Below are 17,334 nucleotides of genomic sequence, written 5' to 3'. Positions count from 1 at the left end.
ATGCTGCACACTCCTGGCATTACCGACTGCTCACCCGCAGAGGTTCATTATGACGCTTCAAGAATCGGGGTACTCCATACCCTCTTTCAGAAACTGATCGACGAGAACAAAATCCAGGCAGCCGCTTACAGCGTCTCCCGGTACGGCAAGACGTTCATGAATGGTGCCCTCGGCCCCCTTTCCTACCGCGAAGACCGGACGGACCCGCTGTTGCCGACAACTGTTCATCACATCGCATCCATCACCAAGGCGGTTACCTCTGTTGCTATAGCCAAGCTGGTGGAGGATGGTCTTCTCCGGTTTGACCTTCCCGTTGGTGCCTTTCTGGAACCGTTTAACGTAGAACCGTTCAATAAAATCGACATCTACAGCCTGCTCACGCATACCTCAGGTCTGTTCCCTGACTGTGCGGGCAGCATGATTCCTTATCACAAGTCTTACTGGCAGCTGATTGGCGAATATTTCGACAAGTATAAGCCGGAGGACGGCGAGTTAGACTGGATCACAGCTGCACTGAGCTGCGGGATCGACAAACCGGTCGGTGAGGAATGGCAATACTGCTCCTTCGGCTTCTGTATTCTTGGTGAAATCATTAAGAAGGTCACAGGTATTTCCGCTGAACAGTACATAGAGGAGCAGATTCTGCAGCCGCTCGGCATGAAGGACACGATGTGGGAACCGACTCCCGAATTGGCTAGGCGCTTCATTATAAGAAATGAACGCAAGGAAAAGCAGCTCCATGACCTGATCCATGGCGTACAGCCGGAAGAACCTCCAGCAGAGAAGCTGTGGGAGAACGTATCCCATACAGGCGGGGGGCTGGTCTCTACTACTGCGGACATCACCCGCTTCGCCAATATGCTCCTGGGCATGGGAACCTTGGGGGATACGCGGATTGTCGGCCGGAAAGCCGTAGAGAAGCTCACCACCCGCACGCTCTATGGCACGCCTGATTACTGCTGGGGCAACAATGTCAAAGACCGGAGCTACGGCATTGGGCTGGATATGCGGAGAGGCCCAGCATTCCTCTATTCCGAGGGCAGTTATTTTCATGAAGGCGCCGGCGCCTGCTGTATGGTAATCGATCCGGTGGAGCAGCTCACCGCGGTATGGTTCGTGCCCTTCACGGATGATAACTGGTATGCGGAAGCCCTGTTCAATGTAACGAATGTAATCTGGTCAGGACTGATGTAATGAACCGTCTCAAGCATAACTGGCTCATCTGCCGGGCCGTTGCAGAGGTTACCTACAAGGAATGGAGTGCCTACCGCACCCATTCCTTGGTCTCTGTTATTGTCGGCCCGGTGTATTTCATGGTGCAATATTTCATCTGGACCGCAGTCTATGGCGGACAGACTACGCTCGGCGGGCTTGATCTCCAGCAAATGATCCGCTATTTCGGGGCCACGGCGCTGATCGGGTATCTGATTATGGATTTTGCCGACTGGAATCTGTCGATGCTGGTACGCACCGGCAAATTCCTTACCTTCCATCTGCGTCCGGTGCATCACCGTTCCTTTGCCTTGTACCAGAAGCTCGGGCACCGGATGCTCGGCTTCTTGTTTGAGTTCCTGCCGTGTCTGCTGATCTTTATCTTTATCTTCGGGATCGATATGCGGCCGGCAAGCCTCCCGTGGACACTGGTGTCTGTGCTGCTTGCCTTTCTCATGAATTTCTATGTCAATTATACGATTGGCCTGACCTCCTTCTGGCTGGTGCAATCCGGCGGGATTCGCAGCGCCTTCCTGCTGGTGTCGGGTATTTTCTCGGGGGCGCTGATTCCGCTTGATTTCTTCCCGCACTGGCTTCAGGTCACCCAGCTGTTCTTGCCTTTCCAGTACATTGCTTATATGCCTGCCATGGTGTTCACCGGACATTATTCACTTGGCGGCCTTGAGCTATCCCTTCCCGAAGCCGTAGGCATGCAGGGGGCAGCTGTATTGGTGATGTTCGGCTGCAATGAGCTGGTCCGCCGCCGGGCCATGAAGCAGTTCACGGCGGTTGGCGCATGAATACCCGGAGGGAAAGGAACATTCCTGTTATGAAAAAATATGTAGATGTATACAAGCAGTGCATGTACTCTGCTATCCAGACCGCTTCGGCCTACCGGATGAACTTCATCGTCAGCAGTCTGATTACACTCGTCGGCAACATTCTGTTTCCGCTGGTGACGCTGTTAATCTACCGGGCGGGCACCAGCTTTCCCGGCTGGAGCTTATACGAGGTGCTGTTGATCCAGTCTATATTCACCATGTCCAGCGGTCTCTCCAGTCTGGTCTTCGGAGGATTGTTGTGGACAACGATGTCGCATGTGCGGGAGGGGAGCTTCGAGGTCATTCTGCTCAAGCCGCTGAATCCGCTGTTCTACATTGTTGCAACTACCTTCTCAGTAGAGAGTGTCGGATTATTCCTTGGCGGGGCTGCATTATTCATCTTCTCCGCTATGCATATCGGCGCTATCTCCGCCCTCGCCTGGCTGCAATTCACCGGAATGTTCCTGGCCGGGACGGCTGTATTGGCCGGATTATCGCTGATGATGGCGGCGATGTCCTTCAAATGGGTCGGCAATTCGCGGATATCCGAGCTGGCGGACAGTGTGCTGCATGTCGGCAAATATCCGCTGCCGATCTTCCCGAAGGCGGTGCAGGCGGCAGCTACGCTGATCATTCCCGTGGGGATGGTTGGCTACCTCCCGGCCTCCGCGCTGCTTGGCCGGGTACAGGCCGCTGATTTTATCGCTATTCTGCCTTGCTTTGTCTTTATGGGGGCAGGCATTTGGGTATACCGGCACATGATCAGATTATATGAGGGGGTTGGCGGCTGATGCCGGTGATCGATGTCAAGCATTTAACGAAGTCCTATACCACCTATAAGCGGGGCGCAGGCATGGGGCAGACCTTCACGAGCTTTTTCCGGCGTGAAGCAGTCTCTGTCCAGGCCGTGAACGATATCAGCTTCGCCATTGAGCAGGGCGAAATCTGCGGAATGCTGGGTCCGAACGGGGCAGGCAAATCCACTGCGATCAAAATGCTCTGCGGCGCACTCTACCCGACCAGCGGGGAGATCGAAGTACTCGGTTATTCCCCGGCCCGGGACCGGAAGCATTATGTCCGCACCATCGGGGCCGTCTTCGGCCAGAAATCCCAGCTCATCTGGGATATCCCGCCCATTGACAGCTTCAAGATGAACAAAGCGATCTATGGTATCTCGGCCACGGATTTCAGCAACCGTCTGGACGAGCTGGCATCGCTGCTGGATATCGCCGGAGTGATGGAGAAGCCCACCCGGGTGCTGTCGCTTGGCGAACGCATGAAATGCGAATTCGTCATGGCGATGCTGCACCGGCCGGACATCCTGTTCCTGGATGAGCCGACCATCGGGCTGGATGTGATCGCCAAGCTCAAAATCCGTGAATTCATCCGCCAGATGAACAAGCAGCAGAACATGACCTGTATTCTCACCACCCATGATCTGGAGGATGTGGAGGAGTTAGCCCACCGGGTGATTGTCATTAACCATGGCGAGAAGGTGTTTGATGACTCGCTGCAGCGGCTGAAGCTGTTCCTCGGAGAGAAGAAGCACGTGAGCTTTACGTTTAACGAGTCTGTACGGGACACCCTTTTCGACAACGACTGGACCAAGGTTATGGAACGCCCCTCCGACTTACAGATTACGCTTGAGGTAGACACCGCCCGGATCTCAATCAGCGATTTCCTGGAGAATATCTCCCGGAGGCATGCCTTCTCGGATATTTCCGTCAAGGAGCTGCCGATCCAGCAGGTGGTTATGAATATCTATGAGAATGCCAAAAGCAGCCTGAACCGTCACCCGTTGGAGTGACAGCTCAGGCTGCTTTTTTTGTCAAAATAAAATCGGCTTACTTCGCAGCAGCCAGCTCAGACGCAAGCTTCTCCGCCCCGTCAAAGATGGAATAGCTGTAGCCCCAGAACTGGTTGAAGTCAATCTTATAGATCGCTTTGTTCTGGATCGCCTTCAGACTCTGTAGTGACGGATCGGCATAGAACGCTTTTATCGACTGGTCAGCATCAATACCGCCTGTGTACACCGAGATCAGCATGACATCCGGGTTGGTCGCGATCAATTGCTCCTTGCTGATCTCACCGGTCACATCCGCGTAGCTGTTGGTCAGTCCAAGCAGTCCCAGCACATCTCCCGCAAAAGTATCCACGTTCCCGCTATAGACAGCAATTGCGCCATTGCCTCCGTCAGATACATAAGCGAAGGTCTTGGCGCCTGTGGCCGCCGCTCCCTCCTTCAGCTTCGCAGCACGCTCCTTCAGCTCTGCAATGTATGCAGCAGCCTTCTCCTGCACATCGAAGATCTGGCCGAGCTGTTCAATATCCTTGTACAGGCTGTCAAGCGTTGCCCCTTGCAGACTCGTGCTCTGCACGAAGGTCTTGATGCCCAGCTCATTGAGTCCGCCTACCGTCCCTACTCCCCAATCCGCATCTGCGAACAGGCCGCCGCGCCCCATCACCAGATCCGGGCCCCTGCCCACAACCAGTTCTTTGCTGGCATAGTCCTGTGAGATCACAGGAATCTTCTTGAATTCTTCCTGAACCGCTGGATCACCTGCACCATAGAGAGCCGCAACCCCGACCATTTTGTCGGTAAGCCCCAGCTTAATCAGCAGCTCAGCCGCACCTTGCGTATTCGCTACTACCTTCTCAGGCGCCTTATCGAAGGTCTGCGAATTCGCCTTCCATTCGGTGCCTTCCCCGTTATTCGTGTGGTTCTGGATGGTAAGCGGATATACCGTCTTGGCCGCCTGTGCGGGACTGGCTGATGCAGGTGCAGCCGTTGCTGCCGCGTCCTTCTCATTGCCTGCAGCAGAAGAACAAGCCGCCAGCATAACTGCCATCACCAGAACCGCCAGCAGCGGTACATATCTTTTGAATATTTTCTTCATTCTCTTAGGTCCCCTTTTCTGTATGTACGTTATTTATCCTCCGGGAAGGGCATTAAGCCTATAGCCTTGCAGGGGATACCTCCGTAGAATATAGAAAGTTGGACAACATGTCAATGAGAATTATTATCATTGACAATCATTCTCAATGTGCCTTATATTTAAGGACAAGTTACCATATCCTGCTCACAGTCCCGTCTGATGAGTCAGTCCATACTAAATCTTCTAATGTAAAGGAGCCTTCCCATTGTCATGCATACCGATATAGCCGTACCCTCACAGCCTAAGCAATCTCTCATTCATTCCCGTTACGGCTTCATGGCTGTTATAGGCATCCTTTTCATTATCACCCTGCTGTCTGCCGGAGCTGCAGTCTCCTTCGGCCAGGTGGACATTCCTGTCTCGCAATCCTACCGGATTCTGCTGCATCACATCACAGGCATCCAGATTGGCGATATGCAGGAGCTGACGAACGGTTCTTTCGTGGATATTATCTGGAAAATCCGCTTCCCGCGTGTCCTGATGGCGATGTTCATCGGCGCCGGACTTACGCTGTGCGGGACGATCATGCAGGCGGCGGTACAGAATCCCCTGGCTGATCCATACATACTCGGCATTTCCTCCGGCGCTTCACTGGGCGCAACCTTCGCCATCCTGATCGGCTTCGGCTCGATGGGGCTGCTCGGCCAGTCGGGAGTCGCTTTTTGGGCTTTTGCAGGGGCGGTTGGCGCATCTCTGCTGGTCCTCACACTTGCCAGTTCGGGCGGCAAAATGACCTCCGTCAAGCTGGTGCTGGCCGGGATGGTCATTAACGCTTTATGTACCGCTTTTGCCAACTTCATTGTCTATTTCGCGAACAATGCCGAAGGCATCAAGACGGTTACCTTCTGGACGATGGGCAGCCTGGCCGCCGCAAGCTGGGACAAGCTGCCGCTGATCTCGATTACCGTCCTGCTCGCCGTTATCCTGTTCCTCTCGCAGTTCCGTGTGCTGAATGCGATGCTGCTCGGAGATGAGGCGGCGGTTACGCTGGGCATTCATCTGGGTGCCTACCGCAGAGTCTACATGATCCTCACGGCGCTGATTACCGGAGTTATGGTCGCAAGCTGCGGCATGATCGGCTTCGTGGGACTGATTATCCCCCATCTGGTGCGGGGACTGGTGGGCTCGGACCACCGCAGGCTGCTGCCGGCGTCCATTCTGTTCGGGGCGATCTTCCTGATCTGGACAGATGTCATTGCCCGGACCATCGTCCCGAATGTGGAGCTGCCAATTGGGATTATTACCGCCCTGATTGGAGCGCCGATGTTCATGTACATGCTAATTAGAAAGGGCTATGCCTTCGGAGGGAAAAGCTGATGAATCTTAATGTTGAACGGCTAAGTGTCTCTTTCGGTGAGGCGAAGATTGTGCAGGAGGTCTCGCTGAGGGTGCAAAACAAGCAATTCGTCGGCCTGATCGGCCCGAACGGCTGCGGCAAATCGACGCTGCTCAAAAGCATCTACAAGGTCATCAAGCCCCGTCAGGGAGAGGTCTTCCTCTCTGAGCTTAATGTGATCAAGGCCAGCCCGAAGCTTGTCGCCCGGAAGCTGGGCGTAGTCGGCCAGTTCAACGAGCTGAGCTTCGACTTTACCGTTCGTGAGATGGTGGCGATGGGCCGGACGCCTCACAAGGGGATGCTGGAAACCGACAGCCAGCACGACGCTGACATTGTCTCGGCCGCACTCCGCAAGGTCAATCTGGAGGGGCATTCAAGCCGCAGCTATAACTCCTTATCCGGCGGCGAGAAGCAGCGGGTCATACTAGCGCGTGTGCTGGCTCAGCAACCGGAATTCATGATTCTGGACGAACCCACCAACCATCTGGATATTAAATACCAACTGCAGATTCTGAATATTGTCAAAAAGCTGGATATCGGCATTCTCGCCGCCCTCCATGATCTCACCCTGGCCGCCGAATACTGCGACTATCTGTATGTCATGAAGGAAGGCCGGGTCGCGGCCAGCGGAGTGCCTGAGGATATCCTGACCAAGGAATTAATCGGCGAGGTCTTCGATGTGGAATGCGAAACCTACCGCAATCCGGTCACCGGGGCGCTGGGAATTGCATATCTGGAGACGCGGTAATCCTTCGGGATAAATGGAAACGGCTTTGCCTTCCTTCTAAAAGACGTTACCGTTTCAGCGAGAATCATCTACAGCCTGCGGCTCTTTGCCCGCAGGTTTATTCTTTTTGCAGGATGTTGAAACTATTTTCACCCCTTGACGGTCTAATGGTCAATCAAATGCTTCAAGAAGCCAATAAAGGAGTGAAAGAACTGAAAGCCCAGCCGCAAGTATACCAACCATTCGCTGAACAACTTCAAGACTGCCGGAACAACCTGTTCCGCAAGGCATACTGTTATGTAAAAAACGAACATGAAGCGCTAGAAATTGTCTCGGAGGCTACCTATAAGGGGTATCTTGCGTTCGGACGAATGAAGACACCGCAGTATTTCGAGACCTGGATGACCCGGATTGTCATCAACACCGCTATTGACCATCTTAACCGAAACAAACGGGTGACTTACATGGAGGATCACTCGCAGAGCTATACCGGGGGTGAGCATGCAGTTCCACTGGAAGAGAAGCTGGATCTGTACCAGGCTCTTGACAGACTACTGCCGGAAGAGAAGGCGTATATTATCCTGAAATTTTTTGAGGATCTGCGCTTCAGGGACATGGCGGACATTCTGGAGCTGCCGGAGAACACCGTCAAGACCAGGTTCTACAAGATAATCGGCAAACTGAAGGCTCACTTAAAGGATGGGGAGGTCGAGGGAATATGACAGGAAAAGACCGCTATGCAAAGATTGAAATTCCCGCACAGCTTGGAGACATTCTGGAGGCAGCGCAAAGAAAGGCAGTGGCCCGGAGAAGAACAGTCCGGCTGAAACGATACAGCTCGCTGGCCGCAGCCATCATTGCCTGCCTGCTTGTCGTTAATATTCCCGATGTAGCAAACGCCCTGTCTAAGGTTCCCGTAGTCGGGAGCATCGTGAAGGTGCTGCAATTCGGGACTGGAGGCGAGCGTACCGACGGAGCTGCCGTGAGCACCGTTACTGCCGAGGATACCATCCGCATAGTATTCAATCAGGAAGGCGGTACAGCCGTAAGTGTACCTTCCTATACAGTCGACGAGAGGCAGGCTCCGAACCGTCTGATCTTTACCTTTAACGGTGTCCGCAGCTTCGATTACGATGCGCTGGAGCAGGATATACTGGCCTCACCGCTGGTCAGTGATGTGTACAGAAATATCATCCTGGATGATTCCGCCATGCGGTTCGTGGTCGAACTGAAGGAAGGCACCCGCCATACCCTTACCGAGTACAGCAATCCGGGTACGCTTGAGCTGAAGCTGACAGCAGAGGGCAAGGCCGCTGCATCTAAGGAAGTCTACTATGTACGCAGCGAAGGAATGCCTCCGGGAGAATCACTGGCTATCCTGGAAGAGATCTATCTGGATGACGATGTTACCTTCCTGAAGACAGCCTCTGGTGATTTCGCTGCTGTCATCGGCGGTTTCGCCACCCGTGAAGAAGCTGAGCAGAAGCTCGAAGCAATCTCTGCGCGTGAAGACTATGCCGGGAACCTGCGCGTGGATAGCTGGATGAGCAATGGACATCCGGACGATTGACCGTATTCCCACAGGCAGGTTGTGAAGCAGCGGCCGCTTTTATTGCCCTCCCCATCCGCGTCAGCTTTAAGGAGGGGAAGAGCATGAAAGCGGCCTTTTTGTGCGGCAATTGCAGTTCCAGATGAAGTTCCCTCTATACACCGATGGGCGATCGCTCATCGTTACGGAGTTATATGTAATGTATATGTCATTTATATGTATTGTATAATCACATAAAATTAATTTTCATTAAATTTTTATGCATATTTATGAATTTATTTTACATAAAAGTAAAATTATCATTTTGACAATTATGAAATATGTCATATATACTTACACATAAATCAAATTAAGAGGAGGTCACTTATGAATCTTGTTCACAAAAGAAGTCTAAGTCTCTTTACCGCTCTGCTGGTTCTCTTCACCATGTTATCCTTCCCTTCGATCACGAAGGCCGCCGAAGTCACCACACCCGGGAGAATCATTCCGAATGTCGTAGTGGTCGGTGTCGGAGGAACCATCACCTCCACTTCTCCTTCCAGAGAGCTGTTTCAGACGTACGGCACGCCAAAGGTACCTATTAATGATATTATTCAAAGACTACAACCCGAGCTATCCAAAATAGCCAATGTCACCAGTACAGAGCTAAGCAATATCAGCTCGGCGCAAACCACCTCCAAGGACTTATATAATCTTACGATTGCTGTTGATAAGGAACTGAGCAATCCTGCTGTCGATGCCGTAGTGGTTACCACCGGCACTAACATCATGGAAGAGCTGGCCTACTGGACCGATCTCACCGTCCGCAGTCCCAAGCCTGTTATCTTCACCGGGTCCATGAGACAATCCAATACGATCTCCTTCGACGGAGAAGCTAATCTGCTGAATGCGATCCGGCTGGCTGCAAGCCAGAAAACCACTTACTATGGCACGGTTTTGATGATGAATGATGAGTTCTTTGCAGCCAGGGAAGTCACCAAGACGGATGCACTGCGTCTGGATACCTTCGACGGGGGCCGCTACGGCGCTCTGGGAACTGTAGATGAGAACCGGATTCGTGCGGTTCGTGCTCCAGCCCGTGTCAAGGATGCCGGTACAGAGAAGTGGAAGACTCCTTTCGATCTCAGCACCATCCAGCCGGAAGATTTGGCCAAAGTCGATGTTGTGTATAGTTATACAGAAGCCTCCGCTACGCCCATTACGGCATTGGCTAATGAAGGGGTTAGAGGGATTGTAACGGCGGGCCATGGTGCCGGCGGGATCTCTACCGCACAGCAAGCAGCCCGCACAGCAGCTATCGAGAAGGGCGTTCTATTCGTAAGCGCTACGCGCGCAGGCTCAGGGGCAGTATACGACACCGGAGCCAAAGGTATCATCGGCGCAGGCGATTTACTCCCGCAAAAGGCAAGAATCCTGCTTCAGCTGGGCCTTACCTTCTCCAAGGACCAGGAGCAGATCCGCCAGTGGTTCTCTACCATTGGAATGCCGGATTACGATATGAGCAAATAGGAAGACTCTCGTTTCTTGAGCGGGTTCCCCGCATCATCCCCTAATAGGATACGAAAGACAAGCGGAGGCCCCCGGCCTCCGCTTACTGCTGCTTAATGCTACTTAAAGCTACTTAAAGCTGCTTATGTCCGCCCGCCACGCATCAGCCTACATCCTTATATCTCAATCTGCGGACCGAGCAGACTGACAGAACTACGAGGTAAACTCCATTCATCAGGAAGAATAGCAGATTCTCCATAGCCGTCAGTCCGCGCTGGGTAAGCACGCCCATGCCAATGGTCAGCAGCGAATATGGGAACAGCAGCCCCAGCTTCAGCACATACAGGCCCAGCCCGACAAAAACCGCACATAGACTGATTCCGATCGGTGTGGCAAAGCTGCGGATACGGATGGACAAGCCGAGCTGCAGGGCAGCAATACTCAGCGAAGCCACCCAGCCGCGCAGGGTCCACAGGATGATGTCCATTGGAAAGTCCCCCGTCAAAGACAGCATCTGTCCTGCCGCCCAATACATTAGAAGGAATAGCGCCTGCGCTCCGGCAATCAGCATGCCCACAATAACAAGCTTGGCTATAAAGAGACTGGTTACGGATACTGGAGCAGCCAGGATCATGTTCCAGTTCCGGTTCACATGCTCCAGCCTGCAGACAAAGGCGCAGCAGATGGCAATCAGAATCGGCAGGAAGAACTCTCCATAAAATAAGCTTACCTGAGTCCATAGACTATACCACTCTCCCTGCAAGGCCTCCCGGTTCATCACAAAATTAGCACAGCCGATCATCAGGCTGACCACAGGCAGACTGACCAGCACCAGCCCCATCCGCGAACGGCGCAGCTTGGGCCATTCGGCCGCAACACTTCTAAGCATAAGTTCTCCTCCTTAGACCGATTGTTTGGAGACATGGGTATTCCCGGCAACATACAGAACCAGTGTCAGTATCAGAGCTGCACTTAACTGAATCAGAGGCATGCTTCCGGTAACATAAGTTCCTGAAGAAGCCTTATACACATAAGTCACTGGACTGAGATCCAAATAATAAGACCAGACGACCAACTGCCGGACAGCGGCAGGAAACAAGCTTGCGGTCGTCCCCAGGAACCCGCCCAGCATGCCAAGGCACAGGGCAAACGCCTGATTCTTCACCGCCAGCGATATCCATTGCTGCATGGCAATAATCAGGAGACTGGCAATCAGAGTACCCGCAGTGAACTGCAGCAGCAGGCCTGCCGGAAGCGGTTCTGCGAGTCTATGGAACATGCCGAAGCCGGCAATAAAAACAACCTGGGCCAGAATCCCGTAGAGGATTAGACTTCCGGCACAGACGAATTTGGCGGCATACACCGTCTGGCGTCCGACAGAAGTAGTCATCAGCATTTTCCAGGTATCCCCTTTATGCTCCATGTCGCAAATTCTTGACACCACAATCGCCGACAGAATCGGCAGGAACAGCCCGTTCATGGACGAGAGGCTGAAAATCAGCGCTTCCCAGGTGGCATTGTCCGCACTCCGCGAGATCGAGATGCTCATGGACATCGACGCCCACCCCAGCTCGGCAGCCAGGAAAAGCGTCAGCATCGCCCATACTTTTCTCCGCCGGATTTTGTAATATTCCAAGAACAAAGCTTTCATCACAGGCTCCGCTCCTTTCCGGTAAGATCCAGGAAGATATCCTCCAGACTCTTCCTCGAATCCACGATCCGGCTCACAGCAATCTGGCCGGACACCAGAATCTCATTGACCCGGGCCACCTCAGAGTCCGGCATGGCGCTGAACACCAGCTGCTGCTCCTGCATTGTGGGCCTATACCCGTGCTCCGACAGTATCCGGACTGCCCGGGCGGAATCATTGATCCGAAAGTGAACCGCCGCCCGGTTCTGCGCCTGAAGCGCAGCCATCGCCCCCTGGAACAGCAGCTTGCCGTCACTGATGATGCCAACCGATGTAGCAGTCTGCTCAATCTCCGACAACAGGTGGCTGGATACCACAATCGTCATGTCATACTGGGCAGGCAAGGATTTAATCAGCTCCCGGATCTCTCCGATCCCCGCAGGATCGAGCCCATTCGTAGGCTCATCCAGAATCAGCAGACTCGGGAAAGCCAGCAAGGCCATAGCCAGACCCAGGCGCTGCTTCATTCCGAGTGAATACTGCCCGGCAGGCTTGTGCCGGTGATTGTCCAGCCGGACAATCTGCAGCACCTTATCGATATTTTTGGCAGGCAGGCTGCGCAGCCGCTGCATGACTCTCAGATTCTCAAGGCCCGTCAAATGTCCGTAATAGGAAGGCGACTCAATCAGCGAACCCGTCCGGTTCAGAATCTCCAGCCGGTGGTTCCGCAGCTCTTGGCCGAACAGCTTAACTGTTCCTTGGGTGGGTTGCACCAGTCCCAGCAGCATCTTGAGCGTAGTCGTCTTCCCTGCTCCATTCGGACCCAGGAAGCCAAAAATCTCTCCCTGCTGCACCTTCAGATTTACCTGATCCACCCGGGGCGTTCCCCCATAGGTCTTGGTCAATTGCTGTGTCTCGATAATTGGTTGAGTGTTCATAGGTTCCAGTTCAGCTCCATTTCTCTCATGTCGGCTCTTGCTTCCAAGCATAGAGGCCTTCCCTTGCTCCAGGCTGAAGATAACCTTACGCCTACCTTAAATACACCGGCCCCTCCCATTCTTCATCGCCTGATCGTGTATACTAATTCATGGGTGATGACGATTGAATACGATGAAGAACCGCAAAATAATGATCGTTGAGGACGAACCGAAGATACGCGAGATGATCGAGCTCTTTTTACGAAAAGAAGGGTATTACCGCATCTATGCGGCTGGAGATTATAGCAGTGCCCTCGCCATGTGCCGCCAGGAAAAACCGGATATCGCCATTCTCGATGTGATGCTGCCGGACGGGGACGGGTTCTCGCTTCTCTCCGCCATACGAACCTTCTCTGATATGCCGGTACTCTTCCTGTCGGCGCGCGGTGAAGATGAGGACAGGCTGCTGGGTCTGGGCCTTGGGGCCGATGATTATATCGTTAAGCCATTTCTGCCGAGGGAGTTATTGCTGCGTCTGAGCGCTGTGCTGAAGCGGGTATATGCCTCGCCGATTCCAGAACGGATGCCTGTCTTCAGAGCAGGTGAACAGGTGGTGGATCTGGACAGCGCTGTGGTACGAAGAGAAGGCCATGAGCTGCCTCTGACGGCTAAAGAGCACGCCATTCTGGTCAAGCTCTATGAGAATCACGGCCGGATTGTGACCAGTGATGCTCTGTGCCTGGCGGTATGGGGAGATGACAGCTACGGGTATGAGAATACCTTAATGGTGCATATGCGGCGTATCCGCGAGAAGATTGAAGCCGATCCCTCGAAGCCGGTGCATCTGCTGACCGTCCGGGGGCTGGGTTATAAGCTTGTTGTGCAGGAGGCGCTCTAATGGACAGCGCGGTCCGTATTTTACGCAAATTCGTAGGATCTACCCTGCTGGTCTCTACGCTTCTGCTCCTGTTCAATCTGATTCTGCTCGGTTCGCTGATCTTCAAGGAGACCCATCAGGAGGCTTCACCGGAAAAGGTTGTGCGGGAGATATCCTCAGCTCTGCAAGGGTCTGACGGCAAGTATTCCCTTAATCCCAAGGGGGATGCCCTGCTTCAGCAGAACCGGGCCTGGGCTATGCTGCTGAACGCGGAAGGCAAGGTGACATGGAGTGAGCAGCTGCCTCCGGAGATTCCGCACGCTTACAACATCGTAGAGGTGGCGAAGTTCTCACGCTACTACTTGCTGGAATATCCTGTGTATATCTGGGAGCATCCAGAAGGACTGATTGTCGTAGGCTATCCTAAATATTCATATGAAAAATATCAGCTCGGATACATGACGGACTGGCTGCGCTCCCTTCCCTTAAGAGTGCTGCTGCTCCTGATCTGCAATGTGGTACTGGCCGTGGCCCTCTCCTTGTTCATTGGCACCCGGCTGATCCGGAGTATCCGGCCCCTGATCAACAGCATTCATGCCCTGGCCAAAGACAAGCCGGTTAACCTGGAGACTGCCGGACTCTTCAGTGATTTGTCCGAGAGCATTAATTCGGCTTCCGCTACCCTGCAGACCAGGAGCTCGCAGCTGAAATCACGGGATGAAGCCCGCTCCAACTGGATCGCCGGGATCTCCCATGACATCCGCACCCCGCTCTCGATGATCCTGGGCTACGCGAGCAATCTGGAGGAGCAGGACAACCTGAACGGAGAGCAACGCCAGCAGGCTGCCATCATCCGCCGCCAAGGCGAGCAGCTAAGGTCGCTGGTGAGCGACTTGAACCTCGTCTCTATGCTCGAATATGACATGCAGCCCATGCAGCTTAAGCCTATCCGCTTATCCGCTCTGGGCCGGACCGTGGTATCCGACTTTATTAATAACGGCCTGGAGGAGCGGTATACGATTGACCTCTGCCTCACAGATGAGAGCCTGCAAGTGATGGGCGATGAGAAGTTGCTGTACCGTGCGGTAAGTAACTTGGTCCAGAACAGCATCCGGCATAACCCGGATGGGTGCGGGATTGAGATTAGCATCCTCCGCAGCGGGGAAGACTCCTGTTTCGCCTTGTCCGTATCGGACAATGGTCAGGGTGTTCCGGCGGAGCACTTGCCGGAGCTGGTCCTCCTGCCTTACTCCGGGAAGCGGACCCGCCCCGTCCGGCAGGGCCACGGGCTTGGCCTTCCGATGGTCGCCCGCATTGCCGAAGCCCATAAGGGCAAGCTTGTTCTGGAGAGCAACACCGGCCACGGACTGCGGGCCACCCTGCAGTTCCCCCCCTTTGGCGTGAAGACGGATTGACAGCGAATGGAAGAACCTCTTGCGCCCCAAGAGGTTCTTCCATTTAGGCTAAAATCCTCTCTCCAAGATTCCCCATTTTCTGCTATGCTAATAGAAATCCAAAGTAGAAGCAGGAGGCGCGCAATAGAATGGATGCATTTCAATACGAGCTTACATCTGAGACAGCTATCAACTTGAGATATGAGTATGGGGGTGAATATTTTACATTCAACCTGTTCCGGGATGACAGCGGGTGGGTGCTACATCCGTTTGACGGGATGCTGCTGAGGAATCAGGCAATGTGCACGCTGGTTGCGCAGGAGCTGTTCAAGCACAAGCCTTTTCAGGTGATGCTGGCCAAGGAAGGGATTCTGTTCACCGACATACGCTCCACGGTCAATCTGGATAATGTCAGCGCGCCGGTTGCCGCACGCAATGAACGCGAGCCGCGCGGTAATCCTGCAGACGACCTGATGGAATTCGTTCAGCGGCACTCGATTGAAGAGGTCATCGACTACGAATGCAAGCTGGTGGGGAGCCGTATCTCCTTTTACCAAGAAATTCTACAGCGCATGTTCATGGACAACCTCGGCCCCTCGGACCCCGAGTTCCAGAAGATACAGGATATTGTACGGATCTACGAGCAATCCCTGGAGCGCCTGACGGATCTGAATGGTCCCAATCTGGATGCCGGAAGCCGGGGCAGATTCTGAGTCTGCCACCCGCACTTATACAAACTTGAACTACTCATAGGAAAGGCTGGTTCTCATGACACTTGAGCTTATCAAGGGGCAAAAATGCAGCTTAACCCAAGACAATCCTCTCCTCGGCCGCCTTATCGTAGGCATGGGCTGGAATGAAGCAAGGGCTGGGGTCGAGATTGATTTCTCCGTTTTTTTACTTACCGCGTCGCAGAAGGTTGCAACAGAGAAGGATCTTATTTTCTATGGCAATCCTGCGGCCCCGGACCAGTCTGTAGTGATATTGCCGCCCGCGCAACGAATCCATAGCGGACCCGCTGACGATACACAAATTGCTGTAGAGCTTAGTCTAATTCCTGCGGAGGTTGAGCGGATTGCCTTTGCCCTGACGATCTATGAAGCGGAATCAAGACAGCAGAGCTTCTCGCTGCTCTCCGATCCCTATCTGCGCATTATGAACGCTGTGGATGGCACGGAGCTCCTCCGGTACCGCCTGGGGGACGGTTATTCCGTGGAGACGGCCATTGTGGCAGGGGAGATCTACAGATATCAGAACGAATGGAAATTCAGCGCGGTCGGCTCCGGTTATGCCGGAGGTTTAGCCGCTCTTTGCCAGAGCTACGGAATACAGGTCAAGGATATATTGCCCGTTGTTCAAGCTTCCAGAGCAGCCGAACCTGCCCGGAACTCCCCCTTTGTTCTCCCGGAGCTGCGGTCACGGCCTAAGCCGGCCGATTCATTGCCTCCCGCAGCACCAGCCGCTCCTTCCGCTTCGCCCTTGAACCCGGACACCATCGTACTCAAGCGGCACGGGGAGACCCTCCGTCTCCAGCAGGGAGCAGGAGCTGCAGGAGAGATTCTTATCAATCTTAACTGGCTTCAGACTCCATCCTCCGGGTGGTTCGGAAGCAGAGGCATTGACCTGGACCTCGGCTGTCTGTTCGAGCTGAAGAACGGCCTTAAGGGTACGGTCCAGGCGCTCGGCGAATCATTCGGCAGCTTGAACCGGCCGCCTTACATCCTCCTAGACGGGGATGATCGCACCGGCTCCATCGCCACAGGCGAGAATCTGCGGATTAACGGCCACCACCTGTCCGAGATCAGCCGGATCGTCATCTTTGCTTTTATCTATGAAGGCGTTACGAACTGGTCACAAGCCGGCGCCGTTATAACCATCAGCCAGCAGGGAGGGCCGAATATCAAGGTGCAGCTGGACGAGCATAACAACGATAAGGGGATGTGCGCCATCGCCATGCTTCGCAGCCAGCCGGACGGAAGCTTCAGCGTGGAACGGCTGGTAGAGTATTTCAGCGGACACGAGGAGCTGGACCAGCGTTACCACTGGAATCTGCGGTGGGAGGCGGGGAGTAAGTAGGCAGCAAGTAGCGGCCAGCATGATCAGGAACAACGTCCCCTGGCGGGCGGGTGATACCGCCGATAGCGCTGAGCCACCTTCTGCCGGACCAATGTGGTCGGTTTTTCGATTACATCGGGCCCACTCGCTCCACGCCGGATCAATGTGGTCGGTTTTTCGATTACATTGGGCCCACTCGCTCCACGCCGGACCAATGTGGTCGGTTTTTCGATTACATTGGGCCCACTCGCTCCACGCTGGCCCAATGTGGTCGGTTTTTCGATTACATTGGACCCACGTTCTCTTGTAGCCGCTTTTAGCATTCAGCCCACACCACAAACAGCCCTTCCCCGTCAAAGACGGATGGAAGGGCTGTTTGTGCTATATTTATT

At 53.9% G+C, this 17,334-nt stretch carries 17 protein-coding genes; 13 read left to right on the top strand and 4 right to left on the bottom strand.

The features are described 5' to 3' along the window. The 4 genes from NST43_RS08605 to NST43_RS08590 are packed head-to-tail and all read left to right on the top strand — an operon-like array spanning position 1 to position 3,840. Positions 1 to 1,194: a serine hydrolase domain-containing protein gene (locus tag NST43_RS08605; RefSeq protein ID WP_339223770.1), complete on the top strand. Its 1,194-nt coding sequence runs from the start codon at positions 1 to 3 to the stop codon at positions 1,192 to 1,194. Continuing rightward, positions 1,194 to 2,012, top strand: a complete 819-nt coding sequence (locus NST43_RS08600) for an ABC-2 family transporter protein (protein ID WP_339223768.1) — start codon at positions 1,194 to 1,196, stop codon at positions 2,010 to 2,012. The genes NST43_RS08605 and NST43_RS08600 overlap by 1 nt, the downstream gene beginning before the upstream one ends. Positions 2,013 to 2,041: 29 nt before the next feature. Further along, positions 2,042 to 2,824 carry an ABC-2 family transporter protein gene (locus tag NST43_RS08595; protein WP_339223766.1) on the top strand — a complete coding sequence of 261 codons (783 nt, stop codon included), beginning with the start codon at positions 2,042 to 2,044 and terminating at the stop codon, positions 2,822 to 2,824. Continuing rightward, entirely contained in the window at positions 2,824 to 3,840 is a 1,017-nt protein-coding gene (locus tag NST43_RS08590) for an ATP-binding cassette domain-containing protein (protein WP_339223764.1), read from the top strand. Before NST43_RS08595 ends, NST43_RS08590 begins: the two co-directional genes overlap by 1 nt. Positions 3,841 to 3,877: 37 nt before the next feature. Here the strand turns inward: NST43_RS08590 and NST43_RS08585 are convergent, their stop codons facing one another. Then, positions 3,878 to 4,930 (bottom strand): ABC transporter substrate-binding protein, encoded by a 1,053-nt coding sequence (locus NST43_RS08585; protein WP_339223762.1) that lies wholly within the window; start codon positions 4,928 to 4,930, stop codon positions 3,878 to 3,880. A 249-nt stretch (positions 4,931 to 5,179) separates the two neighbouring features. On the opposite strand from NST43_RS08585, the gene NST43_RS08580 reads away from it, so the two are divergent. The 5 genes from NST43_RS08580 to NST43_RS08560 all read left to right on the top strand — a co-directional run bounded on the left by NST43_RS08580 (position 5,180) and on the right by NST43_RS08560 (position 10,090). Then, positions 5,180 to 6,286: an iron ABC transporter permease gene (locus NST43_RS08580; RefSeq protein ID WP_339223760.1), complete on the top strand. Its 1,107-nt coding sequence runs from the start codon at positions 5,180 to 5,182 to the stop codon at positions 6,284 to 6,286. Further along, positions 6,286 to 7,053, top strand: a complete 768-nt coding sequence (locus NST43_RS08575) for an ABC transporter ATP-binding protein (protein WP_339223758.1) — start codon at positions 6,286 to 6,288, stop codon at positions 7,051 to 7,053. Before NST43_RS08580 ends, NST43_RS08575 begins: the two co-directional genes overlap by 1 nt. A 182-nt stretch (positions 7,054 to 7,235) precedes the next feature. Next, positions 7,236 to 7,754 (top strand): sigma-70 family RNA polymerase sigma factor, encoded by a 519-nt coding sequence (locus NST43_RS08570; protein WP_339225374.1) that lies wholly within the window; start codon positions 7,236 to 7,238, stop codon positions 7,752 to 7,754. Continuing rightward, on the top strand, positions 7,751 to 8,602 hold the full coding sequence (locus NST43_RS08565) for a hypothetical protein (RefSeq protein WP_339223756.1): 852 nt from the start codon (positions 7,751 to 7,753) through the stop codon (positions 8,600 to 8,602). The genes NST43_RS08570 and NST43_RS08565 overlap by 4 nt, the downstream gene beginning before the upstream one ends. Positions 8,603 to 8,947: 345 nt before the next feature. Further along, entirely contained in the window at positions 8,948 to 10,090 is a 1,143-nt protein-coding gene (locus NST43_RS08560; protein WP_339223754.1) for an asparaginase, read from the top strand. 142 nt (positions 10,091 to 10,232) lie between these two features. Here NST43_RS08560 and NST43_RS08555 read toward each other — a convergent pair whose 3' ends face one another. Genes NST43_RS08555 through NST43_RS08545 form a run of 3 tightly spaced genes read right to left on the bottom strand, consistent with a single transcriptional unit; the run spans position 10,233 to position 12,637 of the window. After that, a complete protein-coding gene (locus tag NST43_RS08555; protein WP_339223752.1) occupies positions 10,233 to 10,958 on the bottom strand; it encodes an ABC transporter permease in 726 nt (241 codons plus the stop codon). A 12-nt stretch (positions 10,959 to 10,970) separates the two neighbouring features. Then, on the bottom strand, positions 10,971 to 11,720 hold the full coding sequence (locus NST43_RS08550) for an ABC transporter permease (RefSeq protein ID WP_339225373.1): 750 nt from the start codon (positions 11,718 to 11,720) through the stop codon (positions 10,971 to 10,973). Beyond that, a complete protein-coding gene (locus tag NST43_RS08545) occupies positions 11,720 to 12,637 on the bottom strand; it encodes an ABC transporter ATP-binding protein (RefSeq protein ID WP_339223750.1) in 918 nt (305 codons plus the stop codon). Before NST43_RS08545 ends, NST43_RS08550 begins: the two co-directional genes overlap by 1 nt. A gap of 163 nt (positions 12,638 to 12,800) precedes the next feature. On the opposite strand from NST43_RS08545, the gene NST43_RS08540 reads away from it, so the two are divergent. The 4 genes from NST43_RS08540 (at position 12,801) to NST43_RS08525 (ending at position 16,963) form a co-directional block, all read left to right on the top strand. Then, the gene (locus NST43_RS08540) at positions 12,801 to 13,514 is read left to right on the top strand and encodes a response regulator transcription factor (protein ID WP_339223748.1); all 714 of its coding nucleotides are present in this window, start codon (positions 12,801 to 12,803) and stop codon (positions 13,512 to 13,514) included. Then, positions 13,514 to 14,908, top strand: a complete 1,395-nt coding sequence (locus tag NST43_RS08535; RefSeq protein ID WP_339223746.1) for a HAMP domain-containing sensor histidine kinase — start codon at positions 13,514 to 13,516, stop codon at positions 14,906 to 14,908. The genes NST43_RS08540 and NST43_RS08535 overlap by 1 nt, the downstream gene beginning before the upstream one ends. Before the next feature lie 128 nt (positions 14,909 to 15,036). After that, positions 15,037 to 15,600: a hypothetical protein gene (locus NST43_RS08530; protein WP_339223744.1), complete on the top strand. Its 564-nt coding sequence runs from the start codon at positions 15,037 to 15,039 to the stop codon at positions 15,598 to 15,600. Positions 15,601 to 15,655: 55 nt separating this feature from the next. Beyond that, positions 15,656 to 16,963, top strand: a complete 1,308-nt coding sequence (locus NST43_RS08525; protein WP_339223742.1) for a TerD family protein — start codon at positions 15,656 to 15,658, stop codon at positions 16,961 to 16,963. Positions 16,964 to 17,334: the final 371 nt, after the last annotated feature.

It is taken from the genome of Paenibacillus sp. FSL H8-0332 (assembly GCF_037963835.1).
GTDB lineage: Bacteria > Bacillota > Bacilli > Paenibacillales > Paenibacillaceae > Paenibacillus_AQ > Paenibacillus_AQ rhizoplanae.
Note: the sequence above shows the minus strand (reverse complement) of the source record. Positions and strands in the feature narration are given on the sequence as shown.